We start from the raw sequence: 17,794 nt of genomic DNA, 5'->3' as shown, positions 1-17,794 counted from the left end.
GGTCCATATCACGCCTTACTCGAAGTTGGCCCACGTACAAACTTTTGTAGCATTGCAGGCAGCAGCGTTAAATCCGCGATCAGCGCGATGATAATCGCCAAGCCAGTCAATAAGCCAAATAACACGCCGGGCACAAAATCAGAAAATACCAATAGCCCAAAGCCAAGCGCAATAATGAGCGACGTATAGATTAATGCATAACCTACACTGCGGTGGCTGCGGGCAACCGCCTCCTCTGGCGTGTGCGTGGCAAGTTCCTGCAGGTAGCGATGGGTGTAGTGAATGGTGTCATCTACCGCAATACCCATCGCGATAGCCGCAATTGTCATGGTCATGAAATCGAGTGGAATACCCGCCCAGCCCATAACCCCTAACACCGCAATCGCCGAGATAATATTGGGCACTATGGTAATCAAGGCAATGCGAAGCGACCTAAATATTATACAAAAGGCGATGCCTAGGGCGAGAAACACCGCGCCTAAACTGAGAATCTGGGAGGTGAATAGCTGATCTAACATTGCTTGATAAAGTACAAACAGGCCGCTGAGCTTGTAGTCTTCTGGCGCGACGCCCTGAGCCTGAATCTGCTTGTGGATGTCGGCAAGTAACACACCCCGATCAAGGTTCTCGGTACTGTCTTTAATTCTGGCACTAATACGCAGCTGCGCCGGCGGCTCAATAAAATAGCTACTGAGCAGATCTTCACGCACGTTTTTATCAAGCGTCCAATAAATGGCTGTGAGTTCGTATTCTGTTAGTGGTTTATTGTTGTTTAGCTGCTTTGCGAGTTGGGTGAAATTCACCACCGACAGCGTAGTACCCATGGCCTCAAACTCGGCCAGTGATTTTTGAATACTGTGGGCCGTCTGAACATCCCCAGCCCTTAGCAATAGATTTTTGTCGGGATTCGCTGCTTTTGGCGGCGTATAGACAATGTCTAGCTGAGTTGAACCGCCAAATTCATTGTCGATAAAGCTCAGTTCTTTATGAACATCTGTATCGCTAGCAAAATAATTGATGAAGCTGTTTTCGACATTTAAGCGCAGTGAGCCAAAGACACTGACGGCAAAAAAGGCAATGCTAAACACCATAATCAAGGTGCTGCGCTTGGTGCAAAACCCTTGCGCGGTTTGCATAACGCCGCTAAAAATACTGCTCGATTCTGTGACGTGCTCCCGAGGGAATAGCAGCAATAATGCGGGAAATAGCAGCAGCGTACAGACGATAGTCACCACCATGGCAATGATCATCATTAAGCCAAAGGTACTCACCGGTTCGATATTACTGAGTAGCAAGGAGGCAAAGCCCAAGGAGGTGGTAAAGCCAGCAAAAAAACATGGCGCAATTTTTTCTTTGAGTGTTTGCAATACAAGGTCTTTTTGGGAGGCCTCAGCTGCTTTTTCTGCTTCCTCGCGATATTGGACAATTAAGTGAATAACAATAGCGAGGCTTAATATTAGCTGTAGAGAAATGAAATTAGATGAAATCACCGTGGCTTTTAAACCCAAAAGTCCAAAGGCACCAACCGTAATAAATAGATTACTCGCGCAGCACGCCACCGTAATCAAAATCCAGCTGAAGCGGCGAAATATGGCATAAATTAAGATGCAGATCGCAAGGCCAATCGCGCCGCCAAACACCTTTAGGTCGTTCTGAATAATATTAATGAGCTGGTAGCCCAGAACATGCACGCCGCCGAGATAGAGGTCAGCGTCATTACGGTATTGTTTGATGATCTCACGGAGTTGCTCTACTTCTTGGTTGCGGCTGTCACGCAATGCATTTTCCAAGGGGGCAGCCTGTTGCTTTAGGCTCTTTAGTTTGGCTTTATCTGCTTTGCTTAAAGGGCCTTCGAGTCGCTTTTCCTGAATGGCAAGAATATTAGCATCGAGTTTTTGTAGCGTTAAATCTGGCTTAAACAGAACTTGAATGCCACTGGCAGTTTGTTCGTGATTCACCAACAGACCGTCATAAATGGGGTGATCTTTAAACAATGCCTTGAGTTCACGCTCGCTAAGATTAAGTCTATTCTGGGTGAATTCACTTGGTTCTAAATTCGCATTCAGGGCCCCTCCTGCCTTGCTCAGTAAGGGTACGTTCATTACCGAGCGTACAGTTTTTACGCGCTCTAGCGCTGAGACTTCGCGACTAATACGACTGATGTTGTCTAAACTTTGTGCAGAAAAAACGCCTCCGGCTTTGGGTTTGGGTTTGTAAACAATGATCAGGAACTCTTCTGGTGAAAATTGCTGATTGATTTTTTGACTTTGAATATAGTCGCGATTGTCTTCAGAAATTAGCGTGTCTGCAGAGGCATTAATTTCAAAACTCCGGCTATGCCAAGCAAAAAAGCCGACGAGCAGCGTAAACGCCAACAAAATCAGCTTATAACGGGCAAACAACGACGCAAGCATTGACGATTTCCTTGTTTATTTATTATCGGGCTTGTTGTTACCAGCAGACGGTTGAAATTGCTGGTCACGCAAAATGCCTTGTAAATACATGTTTCTGAAAAATAAATAGGGGTCGTCACTTTTGGCTCGGAGCGTCTCGTAACTTTCGGCTTGGGGCGCAAATGCCTGCAACTTATCGCCCGCCATAATATAGCTGGAATCGGGTTGTTGAGTGATATAGGGGATGGGGTTGAGAAAATAATCTGCCACTATTCCGGTGCCACTTCGCAGGTCCGCAGGGCCAACAAAGGGTAATACCAAGAACGTGCCATAGCCGCTGCCGTAGTGTGCCAGAGTGTCAGAAAACCCAGTTTCGTTCTTAGGCAAGGAAAACCACGCCGCCGCAGGGTCAAAAATGCCCGCAATACCAATGGTGGTATTAATCAGAAACCGCGCAGTGCTACTACCCGCTTTGCGAGGCTGCCATTGCAGTAAGTGATTAACAATATGAATGGGCGCTTTGATATTGGCGAATACATTACCAATACCCGCTTCAACGGGGTCCGGGGTAATGTAGCGGTAGCCTTTGGCAATCGGGATCAAGGCGTAGCGATAACTCACGTCATTGAAGGCAAATATTGCGCGATTAAAGCCCATTAAAGGGTCGTTATAGTCGCTTTCGTCGTAACTTACTACGGTGATTTCGTCATCATTTAACGCTTGCGGGGCGGTTGCTTCACTGGCGTAAAGCGCTTGGCTACTGCTTATTACACCGAGGAAAATCAGCATCACAAGCAGGTTTGTTAGTCGTTCCCGTGCACACAGCCCAAGAACTCGGCTTGCGCTATGCAAGGGAGGATTATCAAAAATTAGCATCCATTCACCACACCTTAATTTTATTTCTGCTGATACAACCCTATTCAGCGCTAAAATTTAGAAGGCAGTGTTGCTTAATCGTTCCCTTTTGCTATGGGTAGTTGTTGGCAGTGATGCCAAGGCTTAAACCTACTTGTGTCCCCAGCGCGCGGGCGTGCCCCGCACGTCCACATGCACAAAAGGCCCATGCGCTGAATTTTTATCGTAAAGGCCTACCCCGCCCATTAACTCGGGATGTTTACTGTGGCTTACCAATTTGTCGGCGATGGCGTAGAGGTATTCAGCGTCTTTAATGTTCGCCGCGCCGTCGTGGTTAATATCATCCATATAATCGTTAACCGGATTTACATCGATAAAAATATCCGCAGCGCCGCCGTAGATATGTCGGCTATTGGTAACATTGCCAATCGCTTTGTTGTAGTACGGCGTGCGATAGCCGCTCATGACCACAAAACTGTCAGCGCGAATGCCCTTGGCGTTCACGGTTCTTAGGAGCATTTCTAATTTCTCTAGCAAGCCAGTGTGCAGGAGTAAATACTTGGGGTAGCCGCCCTGCTGCTTACACAAGAATTGACCAAGTTTAAAATGGGGTGAAACGAATAAATTTTCTAGCTCTGGCGTGACCTCAATAAAGCCCTTGGGTGGCTGGTAGGTATCAAGCCCCTTTAATGCACTGGGGTAGTTACCAATCTGGTAGCCATTCAGCTTACCGTTAATAATCTGATTTGCTGGCCGCAGGACAAACATTTGAAGTGCGATCTGGGCCTTGTCTTTATTGCGCACGAGGTGAATTGGGTAATAGCCCGGTTTCGCGGGCGCAGTCCAAGTAAGATGCCCCGCCGCACTCAGTTTTAAATTTTGGCCGCCTAAACTGGCCGAATACTCACCCAGTTTTTGCTGTTTAAATTGAATACTGACAGCGTGACCTGGCATAACCGTGCGCATATTGGTGCTTGTGCGCAGTGGCTTTTTGTCAACCATAACGTTGAACGGCGCCAAACCAGGATCAAATTTAGGGCTTTCTTTTGCCTGTAGCAATGGCGTGTAAACACTCGCAACAGCGATTGCAATTAACAGTAGTAAATGGCGCTTTACGCTAAGACGATTTATGAACATTTAGTGCTCAATACGAATTAAGGGTTTATTTAATGCTTGCCACAATGGCTGATCACGCTCGTAGATATCGTTTCGGAAATTTAGAACGCCTTGGCGGTCTACCCACGCCGTCCAATATTCAATATGGATAGGCAGCGGTGTTTTTAAACTTACCGTTTCTGTTACGCCTTTGGCGATAGACGCCGCAATTCTTTCGCTATCCCAGCCCTGATCGCGCAGTAGAAATTCGGCCAGCTCTAGTGGGTCTGACACCCGGATACAGCCTGAGCTAAACGCCCGCTCGGCCTTTTTAAACAGCTCTCTCGACGGCGTGTCATGCAGATACACATCATGAGGGTTGGGAAACATAAATTTTACTTGCCCAAGCGCGTTTTGTGGGCCCGGACCCTGCACTAAGCGAAACGGAAAATTACGGGTGGTAATTTCGTTCCAGTGTATTGTGTAAGGGTCTATCGGCAATGCTGAATCACCGCGAAATACCCGAATGCCTAGCCGATTTAAATAACCGGGGTCTTTTTGAATATCAGGCAGCTTGTCTTGAACCGCCAATTTATACGGCACCGTCCACGTTGGATTTAACACCAAGTAGCGGATTTTATTGCTAAATACCGGCGTCTTGCGGTAGTTGCGGCCAACCACTACGGGTTTAACAAACACAGTTTCGTTGTGGTCGATGATTTTAAGCTCAAACGCCGCGATATTAACAAGCAAGTGCTTGTCGCCCAGATCTGCCGCCAGCCAGCGCCAGCGTTCCATATTGACAACAATCTGATTGGCGCGTTCCTTGGGGGAAATATTTATTGCCTTCATGGTTTCGCGGCCAATTATGCCGTCGGCTTCTAAGCCATGACGGCGCTGGAACACTTTTACGGCCTCCGCCAAGGCGGCGGTATACATTAGGGGTGATACGTCATCGGCGGGGTCTTCCCTCACTGCCGAGGGGTCGCTATTGTGCAGATCCCCCCACACTTTTAGCCGCTCGGTGATGGCGGGAATACGATTGTCGCTAGTGTTGGGTTTAAGCACTGGCGCCTCGGCAAGCGGGCGCTGCCAAGGTAGATTCGATAGTGCGTTCATTTTAGCGAGGGCAATTTTTAAACGGTAATAGCGACTTTGCTTGGGACGGAGACTGTCTAATGCTTTTGCGACATCGCCGTTATTCGTTACCCGTTGCAATAGCGCTGGTAAATTACTGTGGCGCCGATTTGCCTCCCACTCAGTGCTTAAGGCGAGTGGGTCGACCTTGCCGGCCTGCAAGTGGCTGGCAAGACTCAAAAATGCATCACTGAGTAAAATATCGAATGCGGCGACATCCTGAACGAGTGGATCCTTATTCAGTAGTGTTAGAATTTTAGCGCTGTGGTAATCCCGCGGTAATAGCCCTTCTTTTTCGATGTCCGCAATACTCGAAACCAGCACCCGTCCTTGGGCAGACAAGGTGTTAGCGGTAAACCAGGCGAATTCAAATTGGCGGTTGATATAAAAATTATTAATAATGTCTTTGTTGAGAACGGCCTCGTTTAACACTACCGCCGGGTAGCCACCTGACCAGTTTTCAATAGTCTGACGGAGTTGATCGTTGGCCAGACTAGTATTCGTGAACAGAAAACCACTAAGTAGCAAAATGCATAATTGAATGTTTTTCATAAGGCTAACTTGTCTCTGAGGAATAGCCGTTGGGCTGCGCTTAGTCAGCGTCATGATTAAACTCGGCCACGGGGCTTGCCGGTGTTAATTTAGCGGTGTGAAGCGCCGCTTGTGCGGCGTTCAATAATTCTTCTGCACTGCGAAACTCGCAGCCTAGGCCGTGGGTCGCCACGCCAATACAAAGTTGAATGCCAATATCCGTAACGCCGCCGAGTGGTCCTTTTTTGCTAGGCCGACTCAGTGTTTTAACGGCGTCGTACATACGCTGACAAACCATTTTTGCTTGGTCTATCGAGGTTCCCGAAAGAATAATAAGGAACTGCTCATCGCGATAGCGACTGAGAACATCGCCAGACCGCACGGTCCCTTCTACTACCTGCGCCATCTCATTAATAATGGCATCAGGTTCGGCAAGCCGCTTGTGTATCTCTTTTACATTCGTAATTTCGAGGAGCGCAAAGCTAATATTGCGATCCGTTCGCACGGCGATATCGAAGGCGTCGGGAATATAGCCATCGGCAAACTTACGCGAAAAGGCCTTTGTGGTTTTATCGTAGCGTTCTTCTTTGCTTAAGCTCGCAGCCCCGCTGTGTGAAGACTTATGATGGCCGCGTTGCAAGGTCGCAATATTCATTGCCGCGAGAGTGGCATTCGCCTCTTCCAACAGTTTGGACTGATTGGGACTTTCGGTGAGTTTAAGCTCGAACAAGGCTTCCATTTCCGGAATTTTGTCGTGCATGCGCTCAATCAAGGTGTCGATTTTTGCGGTGTTAAATTCCAGTATGCGCTGACACTGGATAACTAATTGATTTCTCGCGTCACTGGTTTCACCAAAAATAATATAGTCGGCTACCACGCCAGATAAGGCGACGCAGCGAACAAATAGACCGTCGCGGTCGCCAATGGCAAAAACGCCCGGCCGATGACTGTTTGCGATTGCCAAGGTTGTGCGATCGGCGAGGCCCCAATGCTTGCTCAGCCACGCACCCGCCTCAGCGTGGTCACCCCCCATGCGCTCAAGCTCGTATTCTCGCACCCGCTGGTGAAATATCTGGTCGCTTTGCAAGGACGCGTAAAAGTCGTCTTGGATGCGGTCGATCGCGATCATGCCAATGTCTTGCAATAACCCCGCTAAAAATAGCTCTTCTAGTCCTCGCTCTCCCGCCAGCCGACCCAGCTCAAGGGCGGCGCTGGCCGCCAAAAGAGAGCGCCGCCAAAACAGGGGGTAATGCAGACCTGAACCCCGGGGTTCTGTAATCGAAGATGTTAATGAAAAACTTAAAGCGAGATTAACAGTGGTATTTAAACCTAGCAGTACAATGGCTCGACGCAGGTTTTCAATCCTGTGTTCGTTTCCGTACAGCGGTGAATTAGCGTATTGCAGGGTCTTAGCGGCGAGTGCCGGGTCACTCGCGACTAGGTCAGCGATATTCTGCATATCGATCTCACCCTGCTGGGCGAGTGTAACGATGCGCGTCACCACCCGAGGAATAGACGGCAGGCGAGCGGTGTTTTCAATAAAAGGGCTTAAATCAATCGCCACAATCCCGTCCACTTTTAAAAATTAGGTTAAATACCGATATATTTAACCGCTACCGTAAACTCGTTGCTGCGCCGCGATGAGATATCGCCGCGCAGTTTTACTGTTAGCGTTTTTCGAATACCGTGGCAACTTGACGACTAAACATAACAGCCTGGCCATTCGGCCCCCAAATCGTCGCATTATTGTGAAAATAGCCGTTCCCTGCGGCAGCGCATCGATAATCACAATACCACCAATCCGATGTATCGGCAGCGGGTAAGTCACAGGGAAACTCCAAATACCAACTCAGTGAACTGCCCATGCCCGGCGGTTTAATCATATTTAAACCCGGCATCGGTGGCGCATCCGCCAGCGCAATTAAAGTCGCTATATCAATGTGTTGAGGTTGCGGAAAGCGCAGCCAGATGCCGAAATCGGCTGAGTCTGCACCGCTAAATGGCATTCCGCCATATTCAATTCGCATATCGAAATGTTGGGTGAAAGGCGGTGTAAGGCCCTCAATATAGGGTAGTTGCGCCAATCGTTCTGGGTCACCTACCGCCGGCATCTCAGGGCCAGCGAGCTTGATGTCTGACAAGCGGTCCTTGCCATAAGCCGCGCTGGCACTCAGCGCAACCTCGTCGCCACATATCAGTTCGCCCTGCAAATGGCTCACAGAGCCGCCAACCCGTAATTCGCGAAGCTGGACTTCATGTTTACCCGCTGGAACAGGCCCGACAAAAAGCACTGACAAGGCGCGTAAGCGGCGATCTGCCGCGACCTGCTTATTCATTGCCGCAACCACCAGCGCAGCACTCAGGCCGCCAAAGGCGGTTCGACCTTGCAACCAAGTATCGTCGACATCAACACTGTAACGATTTTTGTCTGCGGTGCTGGCAACGCCGCTCATCAGCGTTTGGAAATCACTCATTACTGCTCCTGTAAGGGGATATGCTTTAAAAACAGTGCACCGGAGGCTTAACCTCCGGTTTCAAAGTTGGCCTCAGGCTGGCCACTGGTAATCTTTATAGGTTTCACGGATGTCTTTTTTGCTGAGTTTACCCGTTGCCGTATGCGGAAGTGACTCAACAAATAGGCAGTCTTCCGGAATCCACCATTTGGCGACTTTATCGTCGAACCAGGCCAGCATTTCCTCACGACTTAGGCTTTCGCCGTCTTGTAATATCACCAATAGCAGCGGGCGCTCGCTCCACGTTGGGTGCGGCATACCTACAACGGCGGCCTCAGCAACCTTAGGGTGGTTTACCGCGCAGTTTTCCAATTCAATCGAGCTTATCCACTCGCCACCTGACTTAATGACATCTTTTACGCGGTCCGTGATTTTCATGTAGCCGTATTCGTCTATGCTCGCTACATCACCGGTTTCAAACCAGCCATCGGCGTCGAGAGTTTGGCCATCGTAGCGATAGTATTCCGCAATAATCCATGGCCCACGGACTTTTACGGCCCCGGCGCTCTCGCCATCCCAAGGCAACTCATTGTTTTCGGCGTCGACAATTTTCATTTCGACACCAAATACTGGACGCCCTTGTTTCAGACGCATTTTGTCGTATTGCTCTGGCGGCAATTCCGCAACAGCTGGCGCGACATTACCGTTAAAGGTTCCCAGGGGGTTCATTTCAGTCATGCCCCAGCCCTGCTGAACATCTACGCCATGTTTACGACGAAAATCGTCGAAGATGGTGTACGGACACGCCGCCCCGCCAACCGTTAAGCGATTAAGGCTTTCGACCGTTTTACCTGTTTTTTCAAGATAGTTGAGCAGCGCCAACCACACGGTCGGAACCCCGGCCGACACCGTTACTTTTTCTTCATTGATAAGCTGACAAAGGGTCTCACCGTCACCCATTTTTGGTCCGGGCATGACCAGCTTGGCGCCCGTCATCGGTGCGCTGTACACCATACCCCAGCCGTTTACATGGAACATCGGCACTATTGGCAAGGCCACATCTTTAATCGACAAACCGAATACGTCTGGCGCAATACTGGCATAGCAATGGAGTAAGGTTGAGCGGTGAGTATACATAACCCCTTTGGGGTTACCCGTTGTGCCGGAGGTGTAACACAGTGCCGACGGCGTATTTTCATCGAGTTCGGGCCAGTTAAATTCGTCACTCTCTGCCGCCAGTAGCTCGTCGTAACAATGGGCATTGCGAAGGCTGGTTTCCGGCATATGCGCCGCATCAGTCAGCACCACAAAGCCTTTTACGTCAGGCATTGTGTGCTGTAATTTTTCCAGTAAGGGGACAATCGTGAGGTCTACAAATATCCACTGATCTCGGCCGTGATTAACAATGTATTCTATTTGCTCGGGGAATAAGCGCGGGTTAATGGTGTGGCAAATCATGCCACTACACGACACCCCGTAGTAAATTTCTAAGTGCCGGTAGTCATTCCAAGCAAACGTCGCAATCGTGTCGCCTGTTTTAAGACCGAGGCGAACTAAGGCATTGGCGAGCTGCCTTGCCCGAGAAAATGCCTCGCGGTAGGTGCAACGATGGCGAGGGTTGTCTGCGGTAACAGACACTATTTCTACTCCGCCGTTCACGCGCTCTGCGTGCTTCATTAACGATGTGATGGTGAGCTGGGTGTTCATCATGGCATTTGTCATTATTACTCTCCTAAAAGCGTGCAGCGCTTGCCGCTACTATTAAAGTGTCGTGAATTAGCTACCTAACAAAACGCACACCATCAATATTGATTGGTGAACACGCCTGGTCTGGGCATTAGATCGGCGCTGCGGTTCTGTTGCCTAAGCTATTGGCGAAAGAATACAGTGCAGTTTTCGCCAGCCCCACAGCCCTGCATGGGCTTCGGAGCTGGCACATATTTATTGGTATGTAACTTTAACTAAACCAATTAACTTGTTGTAAATATAAAGATTATTAAAGCAATATAACAGTACTCTAAACGGTTTAAAACGCGCTCAGGGTGTGCTCATATTGGCTTCGCTCCAAAATGCCTTCATCGCGACAACCTTGTTTTCGTCATTGAAACTAAACTGATCGATGATTTCCATACGCACTTCACCGTTACCCGGATTTAGCTCAACCACAAAGGGAAAAACCGCATGATTGGCGGCCAAACGAACAGCGCCGTCAAGCCGCGCAGAAATTCCGGAACTAAATCCCACTTCATAGAATCGAAGGATGGCAGCTTTACCGATAATCAGCTCGCTTCCAACAGGATCTTCAATGGTGGCGTCGTCTGCAAACAAGTCATCGATGGTGGCTATATCATGGGCCGATAGCGCCTTTATATACCGCTCTACTGCTGCAATTTTGGGGTTCTTACTCACTTCAAATAGCTCCAACAGGTTCATTAGTAGACCTTTTTAGTGTAACGCGGTATATCAATAAGGAATATGTCATTTTTTATTAATAGACCTTCGGATGTCGCTCAGCGCTGTAATCGGTGCCGCAGCGGTGTAAGATACTTAAGATCACTAGGCTTTTAGATGCGGTATTTAATGGTTAATAAAAGATTCACCCGCAGTTACTGCGTTGTAGTTGCCCTTTTCCTTCAGCTGAGCACTGCCTGGGTTTCGGCCGAAGCGATAAAGCCACTCGCGCCGGAGTCAAGTCATGCCACCGCCATTCGCGACATGGTTAAGCAGCTCGACACCCGCCACTACGTAAAACTGGCGCTAAACGATGATTTGTCTGCTCATTTGCTCGACTCATTTTTAGATGACCTTGATCCAAATCGCCAGTTTTTGCTGCAAAGCGATATCAACGAATTCCAAAAATACCGAACGAGCTTAGACAATGAGCTTAAAAAGGCGCAACTCGACGCGGGCTTCGCGATTTTTAATCGTTACCGCCAGCGTATGATTGACCGCCTACAAAGCGCGCTAGACACCCTGCCAGAAACCATTAAGGCCATGGACTTCGAGGCGAATGAAGACATTCAACTCGATCGCGCCAAAGAAGCTTGGCCAAAAGACAGTGCCGCCGCCGATGAAATTTGGCGCAAGCAGATTAAAAACCGGGTGCTGGGCCTCCAGCTCGCCGGAAAAGACCAAGCGGGCATAATCGACTTGCTCAGCAAGCGCTTTAAAAACCAAATAAAGCGCATGAGCCAGCTTGAGTCCGAAGATGCATTTCAGCTTTATGCCAATGCCTTTGCTTCGCTCTACGACCCACACACCGACTACTTCTCTCCGCGTCTATCGGAAAACTTTCAGATCAATATGAGCCTCAAGCTCGAAGGTATTGGCGCCGTATTACAAATGGAAGACGACTACACCAAAGTCGTTCGCTTAGTCCCTGCTGGGCCGGCAGATAAACAGGGACAATTGCAGCCAGCCGATAAAATCATTGGTGTCGCGCAAGGTAAAAGCGGTGAAATGCAGGATGTTATCGGCTGGCGCTTAGATGACGTCGTCGATCTTATTCGCGGGGCCGCTGGCTCCTTTGTCCGACTCGATGTCATTCCAGCGATCGCACAAAGCGAGGAAGCCCGCCGGGAAATTATTATTGAACGCAATGAGGTCAAACTCGAAGACCAAAGCGCCAAGGGCGAACTAATCGAGTTTAAAGATAGCCACGGCGTAACACATCACGTCGGTGTTATTGATGTACCCACCTTCTATTTGGATTTTGAGGCCTACCGTTTAGGCGATACTGAATTTCGCAGCACTACCCGCGATGTTCACCGTATTCTTGGCGAGCTGCTCAGCCAGGGTGCCGAAGGCATTGTGATTGATCTGCGCGATAATGGCGGCGGCTCTCTCGCAGAAGCGAACGGCATGGTCGGCTTATTCATTGAATCGGGCCCGACCGTGCAAATTCGCCAGTCTAATTCACGGGTCATTCGCGAAGGTAAACGCCGCAGCTCAGCTTATTACTCCGGACCACTCGCGGTATTAATCAACCGGATGAGCGCCTCTGCGTCAGAAATTTTTGCTGGCGCAATTCAGGATTATCAGCGCGGTATCGTCATTGGCACTCAGTCTTTTGGTAAGGGCACAGTGCAGTCGGTTAACCCCCTGAGTCATGGCCAGCTCAAACTCACGGAGTCGAAGTTCTATCGCGTCTCCGGCGACAGCACCCAGAATCGAGGCGTCATTCCCGACATTGCCTTTCCACCACTATACGATCAGGACAAAATAGGCGAGAGCATCCTCGACAACGCCTTGAGCTGGGATCGCATTGAGCGCGCTAATCACCGCTACTATTTCGACCTAAAAGCCGGTCTGCAAACCCTTCAGCGTAAGCACGACAAGCGTATCGCCAAAGACCCTGACTTCTTATTCTTGCAGGAGCAAATCGCGGTTATTGAAAAAATGCGGAGTAAAACTCACTTGTCGCTGAATATCGATAAGCGCCGCAGTGAACGTGACGAGCAGAAAGCCCTGCAACTGGCGATGGAAAATCGTCGCCGGGTAGCCAAAGGTGAAGAGCCATTAAAAGCCTTAGAAGAAGACAAAATCGACGATGAGGGCATCGCACTCAATGGCGAAACTCCGGCGGACGATGCTGACGGCAAAGATAAAAAGAAAGAACCAGATCCGCTGCTGATTGAAGCCAGCCATATACTGGTAGATGCCATCCCTTACTTTTTGCCAGAGCGCCTGGCTAAACAGCCCTAGCTTAAGAATCCCTAGCGGCAAGATTTGCTGCTAGGGATTTGACTGCGCAGAACGCTATCGACTCGCCTCACGCATGGTAACAAACTCTTCCGCTACCGTTGGGTGAATGCCAATTGTTGAATCAAAATCAGCCTTGGTTGCACCCGCTTTAATCGCTACGGCTAAGCCCTGAATAATCTCACCAGCTTCGTCGCCCAGCATGTGAGCACCAACGACTTTATCGCTCGCTTTATCGACTATTAGCTTTAATAAGGTCTTAGTTTTATTGCCGCTCAGCGTGTGTTTGAGGTGAGTGAAGCGCGAAGTAAATACCGCTATGTCGGTAAATTTAGCCCTCGCCTCTTCTTCGCTATAGCCAACGGTGGCCAGATTGGGCTGTGAGAAGATCGCGGTAGGAATAAAATTGTAATCAACTGTCTTGGTTTCACCTTTGTATAGGCGTTTAGCGAGGTTCATCCCTTCTGCTAAGGCCACCGGCGTCAACTCCATGCCACCAGTGACATCGCCAACGGCATAGACCGACGGCTCGCTCGTTTGAAAGGTTTCATCTACGGCGATATAGCCCTTGTCGTTAAGCCTTACGCCGGTATTCTCCAGCCCTAAACCTTCCAGCAATGGCTTGCGGCCGGTGGCGTAAAGCACTTGATCGGTGACCATGCTCTCGCCGTTTTCTAAGCTCAGGCGATAGCGATCGCCCTCTTTTTCAATCGCGGTAACATTTTCATTGAAACGCAGCTTCACACCTTTGTTGCGCATTTCTTCGGCAAGCTGCTCCCGCATCTCCGTATCAAAGCCACGCAAAAACAAATCTCGACGGTAGATTTGATCTACTTCTACGCCTAAGCCGTGAAGAATACCGGCAAACTCAGTGGCGATATAACCGCCGCCGACGACAACAGCATGCTTCGGCAAGGTGTCGAGATAAAACACTTCATTCGAGCTGATAGCAAATTCCCGACCAGGAATATCCGGAATAAAGGGCCAGCCGCCTACCGCGATCAAAATGCGCTTTGCGGTGTATTCCTTGCCGTCCACACTCAGCGTGTGAGCGTCGACAAAACTGGCATGACCATTGAGAAGCTCAACCCCGGTATTACTCAGCAAATTACCGTAAATGCCGTTTAAGCGCTCAATTTCGCGGGTTTTATTGTCGCGCAGAGTCGGCCAATCAATCGGTTCGACCGCGCTTTGCCAGCCAAAGCCTTGGGCATCTTTAAAATCTTCGCGGTAATGGGCCGCGTAGCTAAACAGCTTTTTAGGGACGCAACCCACATTCACGCAGGTGCCACCCAAATAGCGCGATTCAGCAATGGCAACCTTGGCGCCAAAACCCGCTGACATCCGCGCGGCTCTAACGCCGCCAGAGCCTGCGCCGATCACAAATAAATCGTAGTCGTACTCAGTGTCAAAACCTTGCTGCGTCATTGCGCCTCCATAGATGGGTGTTTATCGGAGATGAGAGTCGATTGCCGCAGTGATGTTACACCGCGCCATTGGCGAGATCGTAATGTTCATACCAGGCGAGCTTTTCACGGAGTTTCACCACCTCACCGACAATAATGAGGGTTGGTGCTTGCACAGGCTCCTTAGCGAGGCGTTCAATCATGGTCGCCAAGGTGGCCACCACCACCTTTTGCTGGGGCGTCGTGCCCTGCTGAATAACGGCGATTGGCGTGTCACCACCGCGACCGTGGGCAATCAGCTGCGCGCAAATACTCGGCAAACCCACCAAGCCCATGTAAAACACCACGGTTTGCGTCGGGTGAACGAGTTCTGCCCACGGTAAATTCAAGCTGTGGTCTTTTAAATGTCCGGTCACAAAACGCACCGACTGAGCGTAATCACGGTGCGTAAGTGGAATACCGGAATAACTCGCGCAGCCAGAGGCGGCGGTAATCCCCGGCACCACCTGAAAAGGAATTTTTTCCTCGGCAAGTTCTTCTATCTCTTCGCCGCCACGGCCGAAAATAAACGGGTCGCCCCCCTTCAAGCGCGCAACTTTTTTACCCTCTTTGGCGTATTTAACCAGGAGTTTGTTTATATCTTGCTGGGGAACGGCGTGATCGGCTCTCGCTTTACCCACATATACCCGCTCAGCGTCTTTACGGCACATATCCACTATTGCCGGGGCAACCAAGCGGTCATAGAGCACCACATCTGCCCGTTGCAACAGGCGCAGCGCTTTAAAAGTCATTAAATCTGGGTCACCGGGACCCGCGCCAATTAAATACACTTCACCGCCCGCCGAGACCTCTGCTTTATCAATGGCCTTACTGAGCATCTCTGCAGCAACCTTGTCCTTGCCCGCAAACACCATTTCGGCGATTGGCCCCTGAAGCGTTTGCTCCCAAAAATGCCGACGTTCTTCAATGTCGTCAAAGCGGGCTTTCACGGCATCACGAAAACTGCCCACGAGCTGCGCCAAACGCCCAAAGGACGCCGGAATGCTCGCTTCTAGACGCGACCGCATCATCCTCGCTAATACCGGGCTCTTGCCACCACTGCTCACCGCAATCACCAGTGGTGAGCGATCTATAATCGCTGGCAATATCACACTGCAAAGCTCCGGATTGTCGACCACATTCACCGGAATCTGGCGAGCGTGGCAGGCCGCTGAGACTTGCTTGTTTAAGGCCTCATCATCCGTTGCCGCGATGACAAGAAACACCTCATCCAAGAGATGATCGCCGTAATCGCCGCGAATACATTCGCCCCCGGAGTTCATGCACAGGGTCGACAGCTCGGGCAAAATATCATGGGCAACAAGCCGTAATTGCGCACCTGACTTACACAGTAGTCGCGCTTTGCGGAGTGCGACCTGCCCTCCGCCCACCAATAAACAGGGCTTGTTACGCAGATCGGTGAACAGCGGCAAAAAATCCATGGCTTAGCAGTCTCCAGCTTGCAGGCTTTCGAGTCCGCCCATATAACCACGCAGCGCTTGTGGTACTAGCAATGAGCCGTCGGCCTGCTGATAATTCTCCAAGATAGCAACCAGGGTGCGCCCCACAGCCAAACCAGAACCGTTTAAGGTATGAAGTAATTCAGGCTTACCGGTTTCCGGATTGCGCCAGCGCGCCAGCATTCTGCGGGCTTGGAAATCGCCAAAATTGCTGCAAGACGAAATCTCTCGGTAAGCACTCTGCCCCGGCAGCCACACTTCTAAGTCATAGGTTTTCCGCGCAGAAAAACCTAAGTCACCACCACACAAAATAACTTTGCGGTACGGCAGTTCTAATAATTGCAAAATAGCTTCGGCGTGGCCGGTTAATGTTTCCAAGGCCTCGTCTGACTGATCTGGACGCACAAACTGCACCAACTCGACTTTTTCAAACTGATGCTGACGAATCATGCCTCGAGTATCGCGGCCATAACTGCCCGCCTCACTCCTAAAACAGGGTGTGTGGCAGGTAAAGCGCAAGCCTTTATCAAGTTCACTGGCTTCGACAATTGCGTCACGAAACATATTGGTGACCGGCACTTCGGCCGTCGGAATCAAGTAATACTCAGAATCGCCCTGCAATTTAAATAAATCAGCTTCAAATTTAGGCAACTGACCGGTGCCACGCAGTGACTCGGCGTTGACCAGATAAGGCACATACACCTCTTTATAGCCGTGTGCACGAGTATGGGTGTCTAGCATCAATTGAATTAACGCGCGGTGCATTCTGGCAAGGCCGCCGCGCATAACGGAAAAACGACTACCAGTGATCTTGGCCGCGGTATCAAAGTCGAGACCACCAAGATTTTCGCCCACATCGACGTGGTCTTTAACCTCAAAATCGAAATCCCGAGGACTGCCCCAGCGTAAAACCTCAATATTGCAGCTCTCGTCTTTCCCTTCAGGCACGTCATTTGCCGGTAGGTTTGGCACTGCCATTAATAGTTGATCTAGCGCCTCATTGGCGTCTTTGGCTTGTTGCTTTAGCGCTTCCAGTTCCGACTCTATTTTGGCCAAGGTTTCGTTAACTTGGGCTTTGGCTTCGTCGATGCTCAAGCCAGTTTTAATGAGTTCGCCGATTTGCTTGGAGGCTTTTTTACGCTCGGCCAGCAAGTTTTGGCTATTGATATCGGCCTGTTTCCGGCTGGCATCGAGGGCTTCAAACTGCACCGCATCAAATGTGAAGTACTTTTTATTCAGCGCCTCGGCGATGGCCTTTGAGTCCTGCCGAACCTGCTTAATATCTAACATTAAAATAAATCTCCAAGCATCTGTATTTATTCATTAATATAAATCAAATAGAACGTAAAAAAACAATTCCCAGCCAACATGCCACCACGCAACTGATGACCGTGCTAAGCATATAGGCAAGTGCTATAAGCACTTTTCCCGCCTCCAAAAGCGCCACCGACTCCAGCGAGAAGGTCGAGAAGGTCGTAAACGCGCCTAAAAAACCTACCATTAAGACATAGCGCCAATCGGCATGCAGTGCCGATTTTTCCGTGATCAGCACATAAACCGCGCCGATTACAAAAGAGCCAATAAAATTGACCGCAAACGTCCCCAACGGCCAGTAGGCCTGAGCCAAATAATGGCTAACAATTCGCCCGACCCCAAAGCGGCTAAGCGCACCAGTAGCGCCGCCGAGGGCAATTAGCAGATATATTTGCACGTGTGAAGGTCTC

Annotated in this window: 13 protein-coding genes; 1 reads left to right on the top strand and 12 read right to left on the bottom strand. The window is 49.9% G+C overall.

Features of this window, described 5'->3' with window-relative positions; all coding sequences use genetic code 11:
• Nucleotides 1-8: 8 nt before the first annotated feature.
• From HNQ57_RS08905 to HNQ57_RS08870, 8 genes are all read right to left on the bottom strand, one after another.
• Nucleotides 9-2,414 (bottom strand): efflux RND transporter permease subunit, encoded by a 2,406-nt coding sequence (locus tag HNQ57_RS08905; protein ID WP_184462361.1) that lies wholly within the window; start codon nt 2,412-2,414, stop codon nt 9-11.
• 15 nt (nt 2,415-2,429) lie between these two features.
• Nucleotides 2,430-3,269, bottom strand: coding sequence for an MlaA family lipoprotein (locus HNQ57_RS08900; RefSeq protein ID WP_226968325.1), 840 nt, complete (start codon nt 3,267-3,269; stop codon nt 2,430-2,432).
• A 129-nt stretch (nt 3,270-3,398) separates the two neighbouring features.
• Nucleotides 3,399-4,385 (bottom strand): D-Ala-D-Ala carboxypeptidase family metallohydrolase, encoded by a 987-nt coding sequence (locus HNQ57_RS08895; protein ID WP_184462360.1) that lies wholly within the window; start codon nt 4,383-4,385, stop codon nt 3,399-3,401.
• Complete coding sequence (locus tag HNQ57_RS08890; RefSeq protein WP_184462359.1) at nt 4,386-6,032, bottom strand: L,D-transpeptidase family protein; 1,647 nt, start codon at nt 6,030-6,032, stop codon at nt 4,386-4,388.
• A 40-nt stretch (nt 6,033-6,072) separates the two neighbouring features.
• Entirely contained in the window at nt 6,073-7,575 is a 1,503-nt protein-coding gene (locus tag HNQ57_RS08885; protein WP_184462358.1) for a GGDEF domain-containing protein, read from the bottom strand.
• Nucleotides 7,576-7,678: 103 nt separating this feature from the next.
• On the bottom strand, nt 7,679-8,485 hold the full coding sequence (locus tag HNQ57_RS08880) for an acyl-CoA thioesterase (protein WP_184462357.1): 807 nt from the start codon (nt 8,483-8,485) through the stop codon (nt 7,679-7,681).
• A gap of 72 nt (nt 8,486-8,557) precedes the next feature.
• On the bottom strand, nt 8,558-10,186 hold the full coding sequence (locus HNQ57_RS08875; protein ID WP_184462356.1) for a long-chain fatty acid--CoA ligase: 1,629 nt from the start codon (nt 10,184-10,186) through the stop codon (nt 8,558-8,560).
• Nucleotides 10,187-10,501: 315 nt separating this feature from the next.
• Nucleotides 10,502-10,897 carry a nuclear transport factor 2 family protein gene (locus HNQ57_RS08870; protein ID WP_184462355.1) on the bottom strand — a complete coding sequence of 132 codons (396 nt, stop codon included), beginning with the start codon at nt 10,895-10,897 and terminating at the stop codon, nt 10,502-10,504.
• A gap of 147 nt (nt 10,898-11,044) precedes the next feature.
• Here HNQ57_RS08870 and HNQ57_RS08865 point away from each other — a divergent pair, with 147 nt between their 5' ends.
• Nucleotides 11,045-13,168 (top strand): carboxy terminal-processing peptidase, encoded by a 2,124-nt coding sequence (locus HNQ57_RS08865; protein WP_226968324.1) that lies wholly within the window; start codon nt 11,045-11,047, stop codon nt 13,166-13,168.
• A 54-nt stretch (nt 13,169-13,222) separates the two neighbouring features.
• On the opposite strand, the gene gorA is transcribed toward HNQ57_RS08865, so the two are convergent.
• The 4 genes from gorA to crcB are packed head-to-tail and all read right to left on the bottom strand — an operon-like array spanning nt 13,223 to nt 17,781.
• Nucleotides 13,223-14,593, bottom strand: coding sequence for a glutathione-disulfide reductase (gorA, locus tag HNQ57_RS08860; RefSeq protein WP_184462353.1), 1,371 nt, complete (start codon nt 14,591-14,593; stop codon nt 13,223-13,225).
• A gap of 55 nt (nt 14,594-14,648) precedes the next feature.
• Complete coding sequence (gene cysG / locus HNQ57_RS08855; RefSeq protein ID WP_184462352.1) at nt 14,649-16,052, bottom strand: siroheme synthase CysG; 1,404 nt, start codon at nt 16,050-16,052, stop codon at nt 14,649-14,651.
• A 3-nt stretch (nt 16,053-16,055) separates the two neighbouring features.
• Nucleotides 16,056-17,360 (bottom strand): serine--tRNA ligase, encoded by a 1,305-nt coding sequence (gene serS / locus HNQ57_RS08850; protein WP_184462351.1) that lies wholly within the window; start codon nt 17,358-17,360, stop codon nt 16,056-16,058.
• Nucleotides 17,361-17,403: 43 nt separating this feature from the next.
• Nucleotides 17,404-17,781, bottom strand: a complete 378-nt coding sequence (gene crcB, locus HNQ57_RS08845) for a fluoride efflux transporter CrcB (RefSeq protein WP_184462350.1) — start codon at nt 17,779-17,781, stop codon at nt 17,404-17,406.
• Nucleotides 17,782-17,794 lie beyond the last annotated feature (13 nt).

This window comes from Zhongshania antarctica (genome assembly GCF_014202945.1).
Taxonomy (GTDB): Bacteria; Pseudomonadota; Gammaproteobacteria; order Pseudomonadales; family Spongiibacteraceae; genus Spongiibacter; species Spongiibacter antarcticus.
This window is presented reverse-complemented; position numbering and strand designations above follow the sequence as displayed.